This is a genomic window from Azospirillum sp. HJ39 (assembly GCF_041507355.1).
In the GTDB taxonomy this organism is placed as follows: Bacteria; Pseudomonadota; Alphaproteobacteria; order Azospirillales; family Azospirillaceae; genus Azospirillum; species Azospirillum thiophilum.
Genome location: NZ_CP167913.1, coordinates 399587 through 419340 on the forward strand (window position 1 = coordinate 399587; position 19754 = coordinate 419340).

A 19754-nucleotide genomic window follows, 5' to 3' on the forward strand; every position below is an offset into this window, starting at 1 on the left:
ATCGATGCCTCGCGGTGTTGCAAGCCGGCAGCCTCCACAGGAGACGTCCGGCATGCCCAACAACAACGACGCCATTCCGTCCGCCTCGACCGGGCCCGGGCCCGATCAGCAAAGCCGGCGGCCCGAGGATATCGAGCACGAGATCGAGTCGATCCGCGCCCGGATGGACTCGGTGATCGACGAGATCGAGTTCCGCCTGTCGCCCGGCCAGATGTCTGGCGGGGTGGTCCAGGTGGTGCGCGACGTCATCCAGGGCGGCGGCGAGGGCATGTCCGGGCGCATCGCCCGCGCCGTCCGCGCCAACCCGATCCCGGTGGCGCTGATCGGGATCGGCGCGCTCTGGCTCGGCTGGGCGGTCGCCCGCACGCCGGAGATGACCACCGAATTCGACGATTACGACGCGCATGGCCGCCGGCTCGACCCGCGCAGCCGGCAACTGCTGAGCAGCCTGATCGCCGCCTGCCGCGACGGATCGGCGGCGTTCCGCCGCGCCGACATGACCATGGCCGACCCGGGCCTGTCGCCGCGCCTGGAAGACCTGGCCGACCAGCTCGACCGCAGCGCCGCGGCGCTGGACGAGGATCTGCGCAACGGCGGCGGCTGGGTCGAGACCGGCGAAGCCGGGGCCAGGGAAGGGGCTGGGGTGGGAGATGGCCGACGGGCCTGGTCGCCGCTGCACGGGCTGGCCGAGACCGGCGCGGGCCGGGTGGTTGCCGGGGCCGGTGGGCAGGGCGGGCGGGGCGACCTGCTTCTCCGGCTCGAAAGCGGGCTGGACGACACGCTGGCCCTGTTCCGCGACGCCCTGGCCGACGCGCCGGATGAGCATCTGCAGGTCGCCATCGGTGCCCAGTTCCATGCCATCGAGACGGCGCGCCACCGCGTCGGCGCGCTGCGCGAAGCCGTGGCCTGAGGGGATACCGGCATGCTGGGGCTGAGCCGCCGCCATTATTATGCGCATCGGGGCCGTGCGGATCGCCATCCGGAGGACAGGCAGGCCATTGTGGACGGACGCGGCGGCGGGCACCGGGACGGGCGCGGCCGGACGGCGGAAACCCCCTCCGAAATCCCCGCGCGCGGCTGGAAGGACATCCTGCTGCGGGTGTGGGACGAACAGGGCAAGGACAATGTGTCGATGCTGGCGGCCGGCGTCGCCTATTACGCCCTGCTCGCCATCTTCCCGGCGGTGGCGGCGCTGGTGTCGATCTACGGCCTGGTCGCCGATCCGGCGATGATCGAAACCCAGCTGAGCCAGATGCGCGGCCTGCTGCCGCCCGAAGCGCTTTCGATCGTCAGCGACCAGGCGCGCAAGGTGGCGACCGCCCCGTCGCAGGGGCTGGGATTCGGCCTGATCTTCGGCCTGCTGCTGACGCTGTGGAGCGCGTCGCGCGGGACCAACTCGCTGGTGTCGGCGCTGAACATCGCCTATGGCGAGACCGAAAGGCGCGGCTTCCTCAAGCTGGCCGCCCTGTCGATGGGGCTGACGGTGGCCGGGCTGCTGTTCGTCCTCGTCGCCATGGCGATGATCGTCGCCGTACCCGCCGCCATCGCCATCGTCGGGCTGAAGGACACGCCGGTCGGCTGGGCCGCCAGCCTCGTCCGCTGGCCGATCCTGGCGCTGGCGATCGTGCTGGCGCTCGCCGTCCTCTACCGCTACGCCCCCGACCGGCGCGAGCCGCAATGGCGCTGGGTCAGCTGGGGGTCGGCGACGGCGACCGCGGTCTGGTTGCTGGGCTCGCTGGGCTTTTCGGTCTATGTGTCGAATTTCGGCAGCTACAACGAAACCTACGGGTCGGTCGGCGCCGTCGTCGTCCTGCTCCTGTGGTTCAACCTGACCTCCTACGTCGTGCTGCTGGGGGCGGAGCTGAACGCGGAGATCGAGCATCAGACCACCCGCGACACCACGACGCGCCGCGACGGGCAGCCCGGCCGGCCGATGGGGCGGCGCGACGCCTATGTCGCCGACACGGTGGGCGAGCGCCGGGCGGCCGAGTGAGGGGGCGCTTTGGAAATCGCCCCTTGGCAGGGCGGCGGCGGCGCGCTATGGTCATGGCCATGCAACAGACGCTTTCCATCACGTCCTCCGGACGTTCCCGATATTTCGGCCGCTGGTTTCGTTCGGCGGCCTAGGAACGCGCATCTGTCGCTCACTCCCGAAGCCGCCCGGACCGACCCGCGGCGGCTTTCGTGTTTGTGACCTCCGGCCCTCGATGGGCTGCACATCCTGAAAATCCGAACATGGGCGATCCGGGCGGCCTCACCATCCGCAAGAGAGGTTGTCATGTTCGATTTCGATGTCGTCACCGGTCCGACCCAGCCGCCCCATGTCCAGCCTGCCGAGGAGCCGGCGGCACCGGCTGCGGCCTCTGCGCCGCTGGCCGTCACGGCGGTTTCGGCCCCCCGGTCCCAGCCCGAGTCGCATCCGGCGTCGGCGGCGAAGCGGCCATCCTGACCCCCGGATCGGTCCCCACCGTGGCGCTCCGGTTCCGTTTTCGACGATTCGACCAAAAGAATCACGAATCCCGCCTATGTTTCGCCGGCCGATGTCGTATACTGTCCGTGGGCAGTCATGCCCGGGTGACGGCTCGGCCGGCGGCACCCCTCGTCGGTTTCTCGGCCGTCGGCGGGCGCACCGCCATGGCAGGCGTGACGGTCTGATCGGGAGAAGGATGATGGATCATGGCGGATGATGCCCTCTCAAGCGTCAGCTCTATGGTGTCCAACCTCAACGCGTCGATCAACAACGCGGTCGAGGCGATCAGGAAGTCGCAGAGCAACCAGGCCATCGGCGAGGTCCAGACCTTCGAGAAGTCGGTCAACAAGTCGGCGCTGACCACCACGGGCGGCGCCACCGACATCGGCGTGCTCGCCAAGAACGCCACCCGCCTGAACGTCGCCAGCACCCTGGCAGCGAACGACAAGGTCGATTTCTACAAGTTCAAGGTCACCACCAAGGGCGAGATGACCCTGGGCCAGGTCGGCGACGACGGCGTCCGGGTCCAGCTGATGAACCGGCTGGGCCGTGTGATGGCCGACAGCGACCCGAAGGCCGGCGACGAGTATGACTCCTTCAAGAAGCTGCAGGCCGGCAACCTGACCGTCGACAAGGGCGACTACACCCTGCGCGTGACCCGGGACAAGGGCCAGTCGGACAAGGATCCGAAGAACTACGCCATGCAGGTGGTGATGGGCAATTACAGCAAGGATTACGATACGGTGGCCAAGCAGCCGGCCAAGGGCGACACCGGCCTGACGCTCACCACCGGCCAGCAGGCCACGCTGGACGGGCTGAACAGCGCCATCGGCACCATGAACTCCATCCCCACCGGCCAGACCGGCACGCAGAAGCTGATGGGAAGCTTCAGCCTGTTCGTGTGACGCGGCGGGCACTGTCCAGTGCCCTGACCTTGCGCCCTTGCCTGTGCTATGACGGAGCGGAGCCGATCCGTTCCGGAGCAGTCCCTTGCCGTCGATCACGCGTCTGAGCCCTGCCGACCACCGCCGCGTTCCCTGGAAGAACGGCGGCGGCGTCACCACCGAACTGGCGGTCGAACCGATCGAAGGGCCGCCTGACGGGCATCAGGGAGATGGGAAAAAGGGAGATGGGCAAGGCCGTTTCCTGTGGCGAGTCAGCATCGCCGATGTCGTCGAGCCCGGACCCTTCTCCGCCTTTGCCGGCTATGACCGCCTGATCGCGGTCGTCGAGGGCGAGGGCATGCGCCTGTCCGTCGACGGCGCCCCGCCGGTGGAGCGCCGCCGGATGGAGCCGGCCTTTGCCTTTCCCGGCGAGGCGCCGGTGTGGTGCGAACCGACCGGCGGTCCGATCCGCGACGTGAACCTGATGCTCGACCGCGCCTCCGCCACCGGCAGCCTGACCCTGCTGGCGGGCGGAAGCCATCGGGCGGCGGGCGACGCGCTGCTGGTCCATGCCCTGGCCGGGACGCTGACGGTCACGCCCGACGGGGGAGAGGCGATGCCGGTGCCGGAAGGCCACAGCCTGCTGCTGCGCGCCACCGCCGCCCTGGTGGAGGTGCCGGCCGGGGCGGAAGGCGTCTGTGCGGAGGTGCGGCGCGTCGGCTAGAGCATCGCGCCTGAACCGGTCACACGGAAAATCGGAAGCCCGGAGCCCCTCAGGGAGCGGGCGATGCGATACCCACCGCCATCCCGTCCGCCGCATCGTCGAAGCGCCATTTGAGGCGCACGCCCCCCGTTTCCATCGGTTCCAGGGCCGGAATCGCCGACAGCAGCCGCCGGGTGTAGGGATGGGCCGGACGGTCGAAAACCGAGTCGCGATCCCCCTGCTCGACGATATGGCCGTCCTGCATCACCACCACGCGGTCGGCCAGCTGTTCCACCACGCCCAGATCGTGGCTGATGAACAGGCAGGAGAAGCCGTGCCGCGCCTGCAGGTCGGCGAACAGGTCGAGCACCTGGGCGCGCACGGTGACGTCGAGCGCCGATACCGGCTCGTCGGCGATCACGAAGGCCGGGCGCCGGACCACAGCCCGGGCGATGGCGACGCGCTGGCGCTGGCCGCCCGACAGCTCGTGGGGATAGCGGCCGGCATGGTCGCGGCCCAGCCCGACCTCCGCCAGCGCCTCGACGACCCGCGCGGCCTTTTCGCGCCGGCCCATCTCCGGCATGCCGCGCAACGCCTCTCCCACGAGGGCGCCGATGGTCATGCGCGGGTCGAGCGACGAATAGGGATCCTGGAAGACCATCTGGCAGTTGCGGCGGTAGCTGGCCCAGCCGGCGCCGCCCGGCGCGATCGGCCGGCCGTCATAGAGGATCCCGCCGCCGCTCGGCTGCACCAGCCCGGCGATGGCCCGCCCCAGCGTGGTCTTGCCCGAGCCCGACCCGCCGACCAGCGCCACCACCTCGCGCGGCATGATCGACAGCGACAGGCCATGCAGGGCGCGCTTTCCCGCCTCCCGCCGCAGCAGGCCGCGCCGGCCGCCATAGTCGACCGTCAGGCCGCGCACCTCGACGATCGGCGTCGTCGCCGCGGGCAGCGGCCGGGCCGGCGCGCGCCGCGGCATGGCGGCCAGCAGGGTGCGGGTGTAGGGATGGCCCGGAGCGCGCAGCAGCTCCTCGGTGCGCCCCTGCTCCACCACCTCGCCCCGGCACATGACGATGATGCGGTCGGTGTAGCGCGCGACCATCGACAGGTCATGGCTGATCATCAGGACGGCGGTGCCCCGCGCCCGCGTCAGCTCGACCATCAGTTCGAGGACGTCGCGCTGGACCACGGCGTCGAGCGCCGTCGTCGGCTCGTCCGCGATCAGCAGGGCCGGGCGCAGCAGCATGACCGAGGCCAGCATGATCCGTTGCCGCATCCCGCCGGAGAACTGGTGCGGATAGGCGCCAAGCGCCCCCTCCGGATCCGTGATGCCGACCCGCCGCAGCATGTCGAGGACCAGGGTCCGGCGCTCCGCCGCGGACCGGCCGCGGCCGTGGACCTCCAGCCCCTCCTCCAGTTGCCGGCCGATGACCATGGACGGGTTGAGGGAGGTCATCGGCTCCTGGAACACCATGCCGACCTTGCCGCCGCGCAGGTCCCTCAACTCCTTCGGCGACAGGTCGGCGATGTCCCGCCCCTCGAACAGGATGCTGCCGGCGGTGCGGCGGATGGCCGGCGGCTGGAGCGCCATGATCGTGCGGGCCGCCAGCGTCTTGCCGCTGCCGGACTCCCCGACGATGCCGACGATTTCGCCGGGCGCCACGGTGAAGCCGACATTGCGGACGACCTCGGTGCCGGTGGCGGACACGGCGAGGCTCAGCCCCTCGACGCGGAGAAGGTCGGTGGCGGTCATCTCAGACTCCCCTCATTCGCGGGTCCAGCTTGTCGCGCAGGGCGTCGCCCAGCAGGTTGATGCCGAGCAGGGTCAGCGAGATGCAGAGGCCCGGAAAGATGCCGAGCCAGACCGCCTGACCGATGAAGGGGCGGCTCGCCGCGAGCATGTTGCCCCAGGTCGGCGCCGGCGGCGGCACGCCGAGGCCGAGGAAGCTCAGCGCGCTTTCCGCCAGCAGCACCCAGCCGAACATCGAGGTGGCCAGCACGGTCAGCGGCGCGAGGCAGTTCGGCAGGATGTGGCGCAGGACCGTATAGACCTCCGAATTGCCCATGACGCGGGAGGCCTCCACGAACTCGCGCTCGCGCAGCGACAGCACGGTTCCGCGCACGATGCGGGCGACCGACGGGGTATAGGCGAGGCCGAGCGCGCCGATGATGCCGTAGACATTGGCTCCGGTCACCGCCAGCAGGCCGAGCGCCAGCAGGATCGCCGGGAAGGCCAGCAACGAGTCGTTGAAGGCCATCAGGATCCGGTCGGTCCAGCCGCGCAGGTAGCCGGAGACCAGCCCGACCGCGGTGCCGGCCAGCCCGGCCGCCGCGACCGTGGTCAGGCTGATCATGACGCTGGTGCCCGCCGCCGCCATCAGGCGGCTCAGCACGTCGCGCCCGAACTCGTCGGTGCCGAGCAGATGGGCGGCCTCCGGTGCCGCCAGCCGGGCGACGAAGTTGATCCTGAGCGGGTCGTAGGGCGTCCAGACCACCCCGAGCAGGGCGGCGGCGACGACGGTCCCGACGATCGCGCCGCCGATGACGATGTTGTAGGCAGGCCGTTTCATTCCGCGGTCACCCTGGGATCGAAGGCGGGGTACAGCAGGTCAACCACCAGATTGACCATCACATAGACGAAGGCGACGAACAGCAGGCAGCCCTGGATCACCGGATAGTCGCGGGCGAAGATGGCATCCACCAGCAGCCGCCCGAGACCGGGGATGGTGAAGACCGTCTCCACCACGGCGATCCCGCCGAGCAGGTTGCCGAGCACGAGGCCGATCAGCGTCCAGGTCGGCCCGAAGGCGTTCCGGAATGTGTGCCGCCACAGCACCGCCGCCTCCGACAGCCCCTTGGCGCGGGCATGGGTGATGTAGTCGAGGCGCAGCACCTCCAGCGTGCTGGAGCGCGCCATCCGGATCAGCACGCCCATCTCGTGCAGCACCAGCGTCAGCACCGGCATGACGATGTAGAGCGCCGCCGCCCAGGGGGAGTCGGTGAAGGAGACATAGCCGACCACCGGCAGCCAGCCGAGCTTCAGCCCGAACAGCAGCAGCAGGAGCAGCCCCATCCAGAAGGTCGGGATCGAGTAGAGCAGGGTCGCCAGCCCGACCAGGGCCAGATCGACGGTGCTGTTCTGCCGCCAGGCCGCGATCATCCCGGCGGGAACCGCGATGACGCTGGCGATCAGCACGCCGAGAAGGACGATCCGGGCGCTGATCCAGAAGCGGTCGAGGACCAGGGGAAGGACCGGCTGGGAGGTGGTGATCGACGTGCCGAAATCGCCGTGCAGCACGTTGCCGGACCAGATGGCGAACTGGACCGGCAGGCTCCTGTCCAATCCAAGCCGCTGCCGCAGGTCGGCGAGGCTGGCCGGCGTGGCGAGGTCGCCCAGCATGAGGGACGCCGGATCCCCCGGGATCATGCGGATCAGGATGAAGACCGCCACCGCCATGATCAGCAGCGTCGGCAACGCCATCAGGATCCTTTTGAACGCGAAATGAAGCACGCCCCTCTCCTCTTCTGGGCACTCTCGTCCCGGCACGGCGGCCTGCGGTCAGTTCCCGGCGACGCGGGCTCCCCAAACGCGGGCCTTGCCCTCCCACGGGATGGCGTTCTGGACGCGCTTGGTGTGGCCCCAGGCCTCCTGCCCGTTGGTGAAGACGATCAGCGGCGTCGCCGCCATCTGGCGCTTGTGCATCTCGTCGAACAGCGACTGCCTCTGCTCCTTGTCAGAGATGGTGGATGCTTTTTCCAGCAGCGCCTGCGCCTCGGGATCGTCCCACACCTTGCGCGGCTGGGTCGCCTTGGGACCGGCGAACTGCTCGTAGCTGAGCGCCGGATCGAGCCGGCTCGAATAGGAGAAGGACATCATCTGATACTTGCCGGTGTTGTAGCGGTCGAGCTGGGTCGCCCATTCCATCACCTGGATCTGCGCGTTGATCCCGGCGGCCTGCATCATCGCCTGGGCGATGACCGCGGCGTTGTAGCTGGGAACATGGACGCGCTTGTTGGCGATGATGGTGACCGGCTCGCCCTTGTAGCCGGCCTCCTTCAGCAGGGTCGCGGCCTTGGCGGGGTCGTAGCGGTAGCCCTGCTTCTGGATGTCGTCGTAATAGTCCGACATGGGCGGAATGGCGGAATTGTTCGGCGTTCCGACGCCGTTGGTCACCGCCGCGACGAGCTGCGGGATGTCGAGGGAGGCGGCGATCGCCTGCCGCAGCTTCACGTTGCCCAACAAGGGGTCGAGCGTCTGGAACAGGAAGACGTGCTTGGTGGTCGCGGGGTAGAAGGCGGCCTCCGCGGTTCTGCTCTTGGCCATCTCGGGCACGTCGGTGTCGAGCAGCTGGGCGACGTCGACGGCCCCGGCCTCCAGCGCGGTCTTGGCCGTCGCGGCGTCGGGAACGATCAGGAACCGCACCGACTGGACCTGCGGGGTCTTGGCGCCGACCATGCCGTCCATCCGGTCGCCCGGCGGCGAACGGTAGCCGTCGAAGCGGGCGACATCGACATATTCGCCCTGCCGCCACTCGACGAACCGGAAGGGGCCGGTGCCGACGGGCTTGTCCCAGCTTCCGTCCGCCTTCACGGAGTCCCTGCTGAGGATCGCCGTCCCGCCGCAGTCGGTGCGGGCCAGCGTGCCGAGGAACAGCGCGCTCGGACGGTCGAGGGTCATGGTGACGGTATCGGCGTCGGGGGCGGCGACGCTTTCGACCTTCAGCCCGTTGCGCCCGTCGAATTCGGACCGGCAGCGCCAGTCCGTCTTCGGGTCCATGTAACGGTTCCAGTTCCACAGCACGTCCTGTGCGGTGAAGGGGGCGCCGTTGTGGAAGGTCACGCCCTTGCGCAGGTGGAAGGTGTAGGCCTTGCCGTCGGGGGACAGATCGACCGAAGCGGCGAGGAGCGGCGCCACCGACCCGTTCTCGCGGTAGCCCACCAGCCCCTCGACCATGTGCAGCACCACCGAATCGGTGTTGTCGTCCCGGTTGACGCCGGGATTGGTGCTGCGGATGTCCGCGTTGAGCGCCACCTTGATGGCCTGGGCGGTGCCCTGCGCCTGGGCGGGAGCCGCTGCCGCGACCGCCAGGGCCGGGCCGAGCAGGGACATGCCCAGCAGGGACGTCAGGAGTTTCGTCATCGATCTGCCCTTCTGTTCGTTGCTTTGTCGTTGTTTGCCGGCTCGTCGTTTGCCGGCCGGCGGCCTTATGGCCGTGCCGTTGCCGCCGGGCCCCTCACCCGGATCGCCATGCCGTCGCGCTGCGGGTCGGCGCCGCCGCTGCAGGTGCCGTCGTCGATCCGGATGCCGTGCAGGGCGGCGAAGGCATAGCTCTGCCAGGACCGCTTGACCGCGTAGCCCTGCGCGGCCAGCGCGTCGGTGACGGAATGCCGGATGCGGTTCGACACGTCGATGGTGTTCGACACCGCCATCACCCGCGGCGCGCTCACCGCCTCCAGCATCGACATGCCGTAATCGATCACGTTCATCACCCCCTGGGCCATCGACGGGGCGATGTAGCTGCCGCCCGGCGCCCCCATCACCACGAAGGGACGGTCGTCCTTGAAGACGATGGTCGGCGCCGCCGAACTGGCCCGCCGCTTGCCGGGCGCGATGGAGCCGGCGCGGCCGGGCCGCGGGTCGAAGCGGGCCATGGTGCCGTTGTACATGAAGCCCAGCCCGTCGGTGATGGCGCCCGACGGGCTGCCCAGCGTGTGGGTGAGCGCCACGGCGTTGCCTTGGGAATCCACCACCGAGATGTGCGTCGTGTCGCGGCTGGAGCGGTCGAGCCGGCTCACCTCGGCCCGCTTGCCGTCCCGGATCTCCCCGGCCAGGGCGCGGCAATACTCCTTGTCGAGCAGCCGGTCGACCGGAACCTCGACATAGGCCGGGTCGCCCATATGCCGGTCCTTGTCCACCGTCATGCGCTTCATCGCCTCCGCCAGCAGGCGGACATGCCCGGCCGAACCGTGCTCCAGCGCGGCGATGTCGAAATTCTCCAGGATGTGCAGGAGCTGCAGCATCGGGAATCCGCTGGCCGGCGGCGGGCTGGTGGAGATGCGGTGCCCCCGGTAGTCGCCCCAGATCGGCGCGGCGACCGACACCCGGTAGGCGGCCAGATCCTCGCGGCCGATCAGCCCGCCATGGGCGGCCATGTCGGCGGCGATCTCCCCGGCGATCTCGCCATGGTAGAACAGGTCGGCGCCGTCCCGCGCGATCCGCCGCAGCGTCCGTTCCAGGTCGGGATTCCGAACGATGTCGCCCGGCCGCTTCACGCTGCCGTCGGGATGGAAATAGATCTGCCGGCCGGTCCGGCTGTGGCGCAGCTTTTGGACGGTGTCGATCTCGCCGCTGCCGCTCTGGTCGAGCGACCAGTACCAATGGACGTGCGGGCGCACCATGAAGCCGCGCCGCGCCTGGTCGATGGCCGGCGCCATGGCGTCGGCCCAATCGAAGCTGCCGTAGCGGGACAGCGCCTCGGCGTAGCCTTTCAGGCTTCCCGGGGTGCAGACGGCCAGATGGCCGATCTCGCTGATGTTGTCCTTGAGAAGAAAGCCGAACCCGTCCCGCGTCTGCCCGACCAGCAGGTCGGTCCACATGTCCGGCCGGGCGGCGAGCGGCGCCCGGGCATAGAATTCCAGGATCTCGTGGATGCCGCGCCCCGGCATGTAGACCTGCATGGAGCCGAAGCCGCCGATGCCGCACATCTGGGGATCGACGACGCCCTGGACGAAGGCGCAGGCGATGGCCGCGTCGACGGCGTTGCCGCCGCGTTCGAGAACGGCGGCGCCGGCTTCCGCCGCTTCGGGCTGCGGCGCGACGATCATCGCATCCATGGCGTCACCCCTCCCCGGCGCGCCGGCGCCGCAGCACGTCGGCGAGGAAGCTCTCGACATGGCCGATCACCTTGCCGCCGTCATGCGGGACGTTCGGCACGACGTCGAGCCGCACGCCGATCCCCGCCGCCTCGAAGGATCGGCGCAGCGTTTCCAGCCGCTCCGGCCGGGTGCGGCCGGCGTCGTTGGCGCCCGGCATCCAGTGGCGCCCGCCTTCGCGGTGGTTGATCTCCCAGGTCTCCAGGTCGGCGGCCCCGACCACCATATGGACCGGAACCGCCCGCATGGCCGCGGGGTCCGCCGCGATGCCGAACCGCTCCTCCATGTCGCGGACACCGACCCACCAGTCGCGCGTCGGGTCGAGCAGGGTGACGGAGCCGGGAGCGCCGATCGACACCGCCCACAGCCGCTGCGGCCGCAGCAGGAAGAAACGGTTGGCGAAATGCCCGCCGCCCGAATAGCCGAACAGGGCGAAGCGGGAGACATCGAGGCCGTAGCGCTCGCCGATCTCCTCCACGATCGACAGCAGCACCTCGTCGTACCGGATGTCGGCTTCCTGCATGTATTTGAAGCCGTCGCGGTTGCCGTCGCCGCGCACCCCGACCGGGAACAGCGGACACAGGATGATGCAGTTGTTCCACTGGCCGAAGGCGGAAAACGCGTCGCGGTAGGCCATGAAGGCCCGGCCGGTGCCGTGCATCGCGACCACCAGATCGGGCGCCCGGCCCTCGACCCGGGGCGGCACGTAGAGGCAGTAGCTGAAGCGGGGATCCCGCCGGCTGGCGAACACCGTCGTCTGGCCGTGGTCGTAGAGTTGCCGTCCGCGATCTTGCGGTGCGTCGCCGGGTCCGTCCGGCGCTGCGTCCATGAGGGTCATTGCGGTTCCGATTGGCGTAGAAATTGGCGCCAAAAATGGTTACACAATGCCGGGCCGCACGCAAGCATGCAGTTCAGCACCCGGACGATTGGCCGGCGAAGCCGTCACCGCGCCGCCGTCAAGGGGCGCGGCGCGCAACCGCTGCCATTGTCGGTCGCCGATGGCGGCTCTACTATGCGGCCGCCCCCGGCCCCCCGCCCCTTGATGGCGGCGCGGCCGGGACAGACGACGAGGATCACCGAGGCCCGATGACCGACAAAGCGGAGCACACCCTGGGCAACCTCGTGGATCGCGTGGCCCGCGACATCCAGGCCGGTGTCTTCGCGCCGGGAATGTGGCTGAAGCAGATCGACCTGGAGACCCGCTACAACGCCAAGCGGATGGAGGTCCGGCGGGCCCTGGACCAGCTGGCGCTGAAGCGGCTGGTGCAGCATGTCCCCAACCGCGGCTACCATGTCCATTCGCCCGACAACCGGCAGACCGACGAGGCGCGGCAGGTCCGGCTGATCCTGGAGACGGCTGCGGCCGACAGCATCGTCGCCAACGCGACCGCCGCCGACATCGCGACGCTGCGCATGCTTGCGCAACGCTTCATCGACCTCACGGTCGACGGCACGCTGATCGACCTGTACGAGGCCAACATCGCGTTCCACACCAAGCTGCTGGCGCTCAATTCGAACCGCGAGCTGGCGAACATCGTCTGGGAACTGCGCGGGCGCGGCCCGTCGGCCCCCGTCACCCAATGGAAGACCCGCGCCCGCATCGACCTGTCGGCCAGCGAACATGTCCGGATGATCGATGCCATCGAGGCCGGGGATCCTGCCGAACTGCGCCGCCTGACCAGGATGCACATCGAGCAGGCCTAGCACGCTTCCCTGCCGCCACGGTGCCGGCGACGGCCATCCGCTCCCGTTCATATGGAACTGGCAATGACGCCCCATGATGATTAGCTTGAAAAGCAAACTATAGGGCGTCGCCCCGGCCGGTATCGGCCGCGGGCGGAGCGGAAGGGATCGGAAGCCATGTCGAAAGCGATGCGCATCCACCAGGGGAGCTTCGGCCGCGTCGCCCTGCTGGACATGGACAACGCCCTGATCCATCACGCCCATCCCCATTGCCATGTGCTGATCAAGGCGTCCGGCGCCGACACCCGCTTCGCGGTGGGGGAGCAGCTCTATCCGCTGCGTGACGACACCGCGGTGCTGGTCAACAGCTGGGAGGCCCATTCCTACGCCCACCAGCCGGGCGCCCCGCGCACCGTGATCCTGGCGCTCTACATCGAGCCGCGCTGGCTCGGCGCCATGCAGCGGGAACTCAACGCCAGCGGCAATCCCGGATTCTTCGCCCAGTCCTGCGGCGAGCTGACGCCCTACATCCGCCGGCTCGCCGACCGCATGGCGGCGGAGCTGCTGTACGACGACCCGTCGGGCGAGCGGATGGAGGAGGCGCTGTTCGACCTGATGATCGCCATCATCGACCGCTTTTCCGAATGGCGGACGCTGGGCGGGAGGCGCTATGCCGCCCCGGCGGCCCGCGACTTCCGCATCCGCCAGGCCATCCGCTTCATGAGCGGGACGCTGGGCGAGGAGTTCGACGCCGGCCGGGTCGCCGCCGCCGCCGGCCTGTCGCGCGCCCACATGTTCCGGCTGTTCCAGCAGACGATGGCGATCACCCCGGCGCTCTATTTCAACGTGCTGCGGATGGAGGCGGCCATCGACGCCATGGCCTCCGGACGGGAGAGCGCGACCGAGGTGTCGGGCCGGCTCGGTTTTTCGGCGCCCAGCCATTTCAGCCGCTTCTTCCGCAACCACCAGGGCGTGACGCCCACCGAGTACCGGCGCGTCGTCAATCTGGTGGACCAGCAAGGGGTGGGGCTGCAAGGCGTGGGGCGGCATGGGGCGGGACACGCCTGACCCGCCACCACCTGCACGAAAATGAGACGCTAGGGTAAATCGCGACACTCCACGGTAAAAGCTTTGCGTGGCGAACGGACTAGTCTCCCCGGGTAACCGGAGGATGACGATGACGGCCACGCTGTCCGCGACGAAAACCGCGACGCCGACCGCCGACCGCAAAGGCGATGCGGCACCGCTCGTCGGCCGCGCCATGCCGCGGGTGGAGGACGCCGCGCTGCTGACCGGGGTCGCCCGCTACGCCGACGACTTGCCGGTGAGGCCCGGCACCCTGCATGCCGCGGTCCTGCGCTCGCCGCACGCCCATGCCGAGCTGCTGGGCATCGACACCGCCGCCGCCCTGGCGGTGCCCGGCGTCGCCGCGGTGGTGACCGGGGCCGACGCCAGGCGCCTTGCCAGCCCGTTCCTGGTCGGCGTGCGCGCGCCGATGGAGCATTGGTGCCTTGCCACCGACCGCGTGCGCCATGTCGGCGAGCCGGTGGCGGTGGTGCTGGCCGACAGCCGCTATCTGGCCGAGGACGCGCTCGACCGCATCGCGGTGCGCTACCGCCCGCTGCCGCCGGTGACCTCCATTGCCCAGGCACTGGATGACGGATCGGAGCCGCTGCACCCGGCGGTCGGCTCCAACCTCGTCAACAGCCGCAGCTTCCGCTACGGCGATCCCGAGGCTGCCTTCGCCCGTGCCGCCCGCAGCGTGGCGGTCGAGGTCGAGTATCCCCGCAACTCCTGCACGCCGATGGAATGCTTCGTCGTCCTGGCTGACTACGACGCGGCCGAGGATGCGTACGAGGTGCTGTCGAATTTCTCCGGCCCCTTCGCCGTCCATCCGGTGATGGCCCGCGCGCTGAACGTGCCGGGGTCGCGGCTGCGGCTGAAGACGCCGCCCCATTCCGGCGGCAGCTTCGGCAACAAGCAGGCGGTGTTCCCCTATGTCGTGCTGATGGGTCTGTGCGCCCGTGTCGCCGGGCGGCCGGTGAAGTGGGTGGAGGACCGGCTGGAGCATCTGATGGCTGCCACCTCGGCCACCGCGCGCCGCATGCGCATCGAGGCGGCGGTCGAGCCGGACGGCCGGGTTCTGGCGCTGCGGATGGAGCAGACCGAGGATTGCGGCGCCTATCTGCGAGCGCCGGAACCGGCCTCGCTCTACCGCAACCACGGCAACCTGACCGGTGCCTACGACATCCCGAACCTGGCGGTGACCAACCGCATCGTCGTCACCAACAAGACGCCGACCGGCCTCAACCGCGGCTTCGGCGGCGGCCAGCTCTATTACGGGCTGGAGCGGCTGATGAACCGGGTGGCGGCGGAGCTCGGGCTGGACCCGCTCGACGTCATCCGCCGCAACCTGGTGGCGGCCGACGCCATGCCCTACCGCACCGCCTCGGGCGGGACGCTCGACAGCGGCGACTACTGCGCGACGCTGGAGCAGGCGGTGCGGGACGGCGCGCTCGACGCGCTGAAGGCCCGGCGCGCGGCGCTGCGGGCCGAGGGGCGGCTCTACGGCATCGGCTACGCCGCGGTGGTCGAGCCGTCGATCTCCAACATGGGCTACATCACCACCGTCCTGACCGCCGAGGAGCGGCGCAAGGCCGGGCCGAAGAACGGCGCGCAGGCGACCGCCAGCGTCGCGGTCGATCCCACCGGCGGCGTGTCGGTGGCGGTGGCATCGGCGCCGCAGGGGCAGGGGCATCGCACCGTGCTGGCCCAGGTGGTGGCCGACGTCTTCGGCCTGCGCTTCGAGGACATCCGCGTCAACACCGACCTCGACACCGGCAAGGACGCCTGGTCGATCGCGTCGGGCAACTATTCCAGCCGCTTCGCCGGGGCGGTGGCGGGGGCGGCGCAGGTGGCGGCGACCCGGCTGCGCGGCCGGATGGCGGAGCTGGTCGCCGGGCAATTGAACTGCCGGGCTGAGGATGTGCGCTTTGCCGGCGGCAGGGTGTTTTCAGAGGCTAACCCGGACAACGGGCTGTCCTTCTCCCGCGTCGCCGCCGCCGGCCACTGGTCGCCCGGCACGCTGCCTGATGGGGAAGAAGCGGCGCTGCGCGAGACCGCCTTCTGGACGCCGGAGCCGCTGAAGGCGCCGACCGACGCCGACCACATCAACAGCTCCGCCTGCTACGGCTTCATCTTCGACTTCTGCGGGGTGGAGATCGACCGGACCACGGGGGCGCTGCGGATCGACCGCTACGTCACCATGCACGATGCCGGCCGGCTGCTGAACCCGCTGCTGGTGGAGGGCCAGATCCTGGGCGGCTTCGCCCACGCCGTCGGCACTGCGCTGTACGAGGAATACGCCTATGGCGACGATGGCCGGTTCCTGTCCGGCACCTTCGCCGACTATCTGGTGCCGACCGCCTGCGAGGTGCCGGTGCCCGTCATCCTCCACCGCGAAAGCCCGTCGCCGGTGACGCCGCTCGGCGCCAAGGGGGTGGGGGAGGGGAACTGCATGAGCACCCCGGTCTGTCTCGCCAACGCGGTGGCGGACGCACTGTCCGGTGTGGCGGCGGGCGAGGTGCCGTCCCTGCCGCTGACCCCGGCCAAGCTTGCGGCGCTGATCCATCCGCCGGAACCGCCGCGCCCGGCATCCGCAGCCGGCTCTGCCGCCCCGCCGCCGGCCGCGGTGAAGGGCGGGCGGGGCCTGACCGGGGAGGGCAGCCGCGAGGTGCCGGCCACCCCCGAACAGGTTTGGGCCATCCTGCTCGATCCCAGGGAGCTGGCGGCGCTGCTGCCCGGCTGCGAGGCGTTGGATCTCGCCGGTCCGAACGCCTACCGGGCCGAGGTGGTGGTCGGCATCGGCCCGGTGCGCGGCCGCTACACCGCGGAGGTGGCGCTGTCCGACCTCGACCCGCCCAATGCGCTGACCCTGACCGGCAGCGGCAGCAGCGCGCTCGGCTCCGGCAGCGGCACCGGGTATGTCACGCTGGAGCGTACCGCCACCGGCACGCGCGTCACCTACCGCTACGGCGCGTCGGTCGGTGGCAAGGTCGCGGCGGTCGGCGGCCGGATGCTCGACAGCGCGTCCCGCCTGCTGATCGGCCAGTTCTTCGAGAAGCTGGTGGCCCGCGCCGGCGGCCCCGCGGCACCCGCCAAGCCTCCATCGCTGCTGGCGCGGCTGCTGCGCCTTCTGGGGATCGCCCGATGAAGCCCGCATCCTTCGACTATCTGCGGCCGGCGACGGTCGCCGACGCGCTGGCGGCGCTGGCGGCCGGGGGCGACGACGCCCGCGTGATCGCCGGCGGCCAGTCGCTGATGCCGATGCTGAACATGCGGCTGGTCCAGCCGCGCCTGCTGATCGACCTCGGCCGGCTGGAGGAGCTGCGCAGCCTGCGCGCCGAAGCCGGCTGGCTGGTCGTCGGTGCCGCCGTCACCCAGGCCGAGGTGCTGGCCCGCCCGACCCTGGCGCGCGAGGTGCCGCTGCTGGCCGCCGCCCTGCCGTGGGTCGGCCATGTCCAGACCCGCAACCGCGGCACGCTCTGCGGCTCGGTCGCCCATGCCGACCCCAGCGCCGAGACACCGCTCTGCCTGGTCGCCAGCGGCGGCGAGGTGGTGCTGCGCAACGCGAAGCGCCGCCGCACCGTCGCCGCCGCCGACTTCTTCCTGGGGCCGCTGACCACGGTGAAGGCGGCGGACGAGATCGTCGAATGCGTGCGCTTCCCGCTGGCGAAGCCGGGCAGCGGCCATGCCTTCCGCGAGATGTCGATGCGCCATGGCGACTTCGCCATCACCGCCTGCGCCGCCACGGTGGACGGCCACTCCGCCAGCCTTGCCGTCGGCGGGGTCGCCGACCGGCCGACACTGAGGTCCTGGCCGCTCGTTTCGGGCGGGCTGCCGCCGGACCTCGACGAGGCGCTGAACGCCTTCGCCTGGGATCTCGGCGGCGACGACGACCAGCACGCCACCGCGCGCTACCGCCGCGACCTCGTCCGCCGGATCGGCCGCACCGTCCTTGAGGAAGCCCTGTCATGCCGCCGCTGACGTCCCAAGTCTCCCCGCCGGTTCTGGCGGCGGAGACGCGCCACGCCGTCTCCATCGTCCTGAACGGCACGCCGCGCAGCGGCCATGCCCATCCGCGCCTGCTGCTGAGCGATTTCCTGCGCCACGAGCTGGGCGCCCACGGCACCCGCGTCGGCTGCGAGCATGGCGTCTGCGGCGCCTGCACCGTCCGCATCGACGGGGTGGCGGTCCGTGCCTGCCTGACCCTGGCGGTCCAGGCCGACGGCCGGCGCATCGACACCGTCGAGGGACTGGCGGCGGCCAACGGGGGGCGGATGACCGCGCTCCAGGAGGCGTTCCGCCGGCACCACGCCCTGCAATGCGGCTTCTGCACGGCCGGCATCCTGATGTCGCTGGCCGATTACCTGGACCGCACCCCCAAACCCACCGAAGAGGAGCTACGCGACATGCTGAGCGGCCATCTTTGCCGCTGCACCGGCTATGCCGGCATCGTCCGCGCGGTGATGGAGGTCACAGGCCAGACGATGAAGGAGGGTGGCCATGTTTGACCTCGGCCGCAGCATCCTGGCCAGCGCGGAGCGCAGCCCCGACACGGTCGCCATCGTCGACGGCGACCTGCGGCTGACCTACGCGCAATGGCTGGACCGCATCCGCCGGCTGGTCGGGGCCTTCGACCGGCTCGGCCTGCGTCCCGGCGACCGCATCGCCACCGCGCTGCAGAACACATGGGAGATGGCGACCATCCATTGGGCCTGCCAGCTGGCCGGCATCGCCATCGTGCCGCTGAACTGGCGGGTGAAGGCCGACGAGCTGGATTACTGCCTGCCCAACGCCGAGGTGCGCGCCCTGTTCCATCAGGACGTGTCGGCCGAGGCCGTCGGTGACTCCGCCGCGGCGCGGGCGCTGCCCCGCATCGCGGTCGGCGATACCGGTGGCGGCCACTCCGGGCACCGCTTCGCCGACCTGCTGGACAGCGCCCCGGCCCCGGCGCTGCCCCGTGCCACGGCGGAGCATGTCTCGCTGTTCCTCTACACCTCCGGCACCACCGGCAAGCCCAAGGGCGTGCCGCGCCGCCACCGGACCGAGCGGGCCGCCGCCGTCGCCCATGTCGCCCAGAACTGCTACCGTCGGGGCGAGCGGACGCTGGGGGTCATGCCGCTCTACCACACGATGGGGGTGCGCTCGCTGCTGGCGATGGCGCTGGTCGACGGCTGCTTCGTCTGCCTGCCGCGCTTCGACACCGCCCGCGCCCTGGCGCTGATCGCGGCGGAGCGGCTGACCTGCCTCTATCTGGTGCCGACGCTCTATCACGACCTGCTGGCCGATCCGGGATTCGCCGCGACCGACCTGTCGTCGGTGCGCAAGCTTGGCTTCGCCGGGGCGTCGATGACCGACGGTCTGCTGAAGCGGCTGGACGCCGCCTTCCGGCCCGAGCTGTTCGTCAACCATTACGGCTCGTCGGAGATCTACACCTTCACCATCGACCAGAACGCGCCGGCCAAGCCGGGATCGGCCGGCAAGGCGGCGCTGAACCAGCGCATCCGCATCGTCCGCCTCGGCAGCTTCGATCCGGAGGAGCGGGCGGCGGCCGGGGAGGAGGGGCAGATCGTCGCCGACCTGTCGGGGGACGAGTCCTTCGAGGGCTATTGGAAGCGGCCGGACGCCGACGCCAAGGCGCTGCATGCCGGCTGGTACTTCACCGGCGACATCGGCTTCCTCGACGGCGACGGCGACCTGTTCGTCACCGGCCGGGTCGACGACATGATCATCACCGGCGGCGAGAACGTCTCGCCGGTCGAGATCGAAAGCGTGCTGTCGCTGCATGACGGCGTGCTGGAGGTCGCGGTCGCCGGCCTGCCCGACGAGCGCTGGGGCCAGCGGGTCGTCGCCTTCGTCAAGCGCGCCCGCGGCGTCGAGGCCAAGGATCTCGACGAGCATTGCCGCAGCTCCGGCCTCGCCAACTTCAAGCGCCCGCGCGAGTACGTCTTCCTCGACGAAATCCCGAAATCGCCGGTCGGCAAGATCCTGCGCCGCAAGCTGCAGGCCGGCGAGTTCGCGCCCGAAATCGGCCCGGCCGCCCCCTGATCCCACCCCATCCAGTCAAGTCCTCATCAGG

The 19754-nt window shown here is 70.4% G+C and carries 17 protein-coding genes; 11 read left to right on the forward strand and 6 right to left on the reverse strand.

Going from position 1 to position 19754, the window contains the following annotated elements; all coding sequences use genetic code 11:
• Positions 1–52: 52 nt before the first annotated feature.
• The 5 genes from ABMY26_RS33225 to ABMY26_RS33245 all read left to right on the forward strand — a co-directional run bounded on the left by ABMY26_RS33225 (position 53) and on the right by ABMY26_RS33245 (position 4078).
• Complete coding sequence (locus ABMY26_RS33225) at positions 53–910, forward strand: DUF3618 domain-containing protein (protein WP_372400472.1); 858 nt, start codon at positions 53–55, stop codon at positions 908–910.
• 12 nt (positions 911–922) lie between these two features.
• Positions 923–1993, forward strand: a complete 1071-nt coding sequence (locus ABMY26_RS33230; protein WP_372400473.1) for a YihY/virulence factor BrkB family protein — start codon at positions 923–925, stop codon at positions 1991–1993.
• A gap of 285 nt (positions 1994–2278) precedes the next feature.
• Positions 2279–2449: a hypothetical protein gene (locus ABMY26_RS33235; protein WP_372400474.1), complete on the forward strand. Its 171-nt coding sequence runs from the start codon at positions 2279–2281 to the stop codon at positions 2447–2449.
• Between the two features lie 227 nt (positions 2450–2676).
• Positions 2677–3375: a hypothetical protein gene (locus ABMY26_RS33240; protein ID WP_372400475.1), complete on the forward strand. Its 699-nt coding sequence runs from the start codon at positions 2677–2679 to the stop codon at positions 3373–3375.
• Positions 3376–3460: 85 nt separating this feature from the next.
• Positions 3461–4078 carry a HutD family protein gene (locus ABMY26_RS33245; protein ID WP_372400476.1) on the forward strand — a complete coding sequence of 206 codons (618 nt, stop codon included), beginning with the start codon at positions 3461–3463 and terminating at the stop codon, positions 4076–4078.
• A gap of 49 nt (positions 4079–4127) precedes the next feature.
• On the opposite strand, the gene ABMY26_RS33250 is transcribed toward ABMY26_RS33245, so the two are convergent.
• The 6 genes from ABMY26_RS33250 to ABMY26_RS33275 all read right to left on the reverse strand — a co-directional run bounded on the left by ABMY26_RS33250 (position 4128) and on the right by ABMY26_RS33275 (position 11768).
• Positions 4128–5810, reverse strand: a complete 1683-nt coding sequence (locus tag ABMY26_RS33250) for an ABC transporter ATP-binding protein (RefSeq protein ID WP_372400477.1) — start codon at positions 5808–5810, stop codon at positions 4128–4130.
• Between the two features lies 1 nt (position 5811).
• The gene (locus tag ABMY26_RS33255; protein WP_372400478.1) at positions 5812–6627 is read right to left on the reverse strand and encodes an ABC transporter permease; all 816 of its coding nucleotides are present in this window, start codon (positions 6625–6627) and stop codon (positions 5812–5814) included.
• Entirely contained in the window at positions 6624–7568 is a 945-nt protein-coding gene (locus ABMY26_RS33260; protein ID WP_372400479.1) for an ABC transporter permease, read from the reverse strand. The genes ABMY26_RS33255 and ABMY26_RS33260 overlap by 4 nt, the downstream gene beginning before the upstream one ends.
• Positions 7569–7616: 48 nt before the next feature.
• A complete protein-coding gene (locus tag ABMY26_RS33265; RefSeq protein ID WP_372400480.1) occupies positions 7617–9197 on the reverse strand; it encodes an ABC transporter substrate-binding protein in 1581 nt (526 codons plus the stop codon).
• Positions 9198–9262: 65 nt separating this feature from the next.
• Positions 9263–10891: a gamma-glutamyltransferase gene (gene ggt, locus ABMY26_RS33270; protein WP_372400481.1), complete on the reverse strand. Its 1629-nt coding sequence runs from the start codon at positions 10889–10891 to the stop codon at positions 9263–9265.
• Positions 10892–10895: 4 nt separating this feature from the next.
• Complete coding sequence (locus tag ABMY26_RS33275) at positions 10896–11768, reverse strand: alpha/beta hydrolase (RefSeq protein ID WP_372400482.1); 873 nt, start codon at positions 11766–11768, stop codon at positions 10896–10898.
• A gap of 248 nt (positions 11769–12016) precedes the next feature.
• Between ABMY26_RS33275 and ABMY26_RS33280 the strand changes: the two genes are divergently transcribed.
• From ABMY26_RS33280 to ABMY26_RS33305, 6 genes are all read left to right on the forward strand, one after another.
• A complete protein-coding gene (locus ABMY26_RS33280) occupies positions 12017–12634 on the forward strand; it encodes a GntR family transcriptional regulator (RefSeq protein ID WP_372400483.1) in 618 nt (205 codons plus the stop codon).
• A gap of 156 nt (positions 12635–12790) precedes the next feature.
• Positions 12791–13681: an AraC family transcriptional regulator gene (locus ABMY26_RS33285; protein ID WP_372400484.1), complete on the forward strand. Its 891-nt coding sequence runs from the start codon at positions 12791–12793 to the stop codon at positions 13679–13681.
• Positions 13682–13790: 109 nt separating this feature from the next.
• Entirely contained in the window at positions 13791–16826 is a 3036-nt protein-coding gene (locus tag ABMY26_RS33290; protein WP_372400485.1) for a molybdopterin cofactor-binding domain-containing protein, read from the forward strand.
• Positions 16823–17659 (forward strand): xanthine dehydrogenase family protein subunit M, encoded by an 837-nt coding sequence (locus ABMY26_RS33295; protein WP_372400486.1) that lies wholly within the window; start codon positions 16823–16825, stop codon positions 17657–17659. Before ABMY26_RS33290 ends, ABMY26_RS33295 begins: the two co-directional genes overlap by 4 nt.
• Positions 17647–18186: a (2Fe-2S)-binding protein gene (locus tag ABMY26_RS33300; protein WP_372400487.1), complete on the forward strand. Its 540-nt coding sequence runs from the start codon at positions 17647–17649 to the stop codon at positions 18184–18186. The genes ABMY26_RS33295 and ABMY26_RS33300 overlap by 13 nt, the downstream gene beginning before the upstream one ends.
• Positions 18179–19723, forward strand: coding sequence for an AMP-binding protein (locus ABMY26_RS33305; protein ID WP_372400488.1), 1545 nt, complete (start codon positions 18179–18181; stop codon positions 19721–19723). The genes ABMY26_RS33300 and ABMY26_RS33305 overlap by 8 nt, the downstream gene beginning before the upstream one ends.
• The last annotated feature ends 31 nt before the right edge of the window (positions 19724–19754 follow it).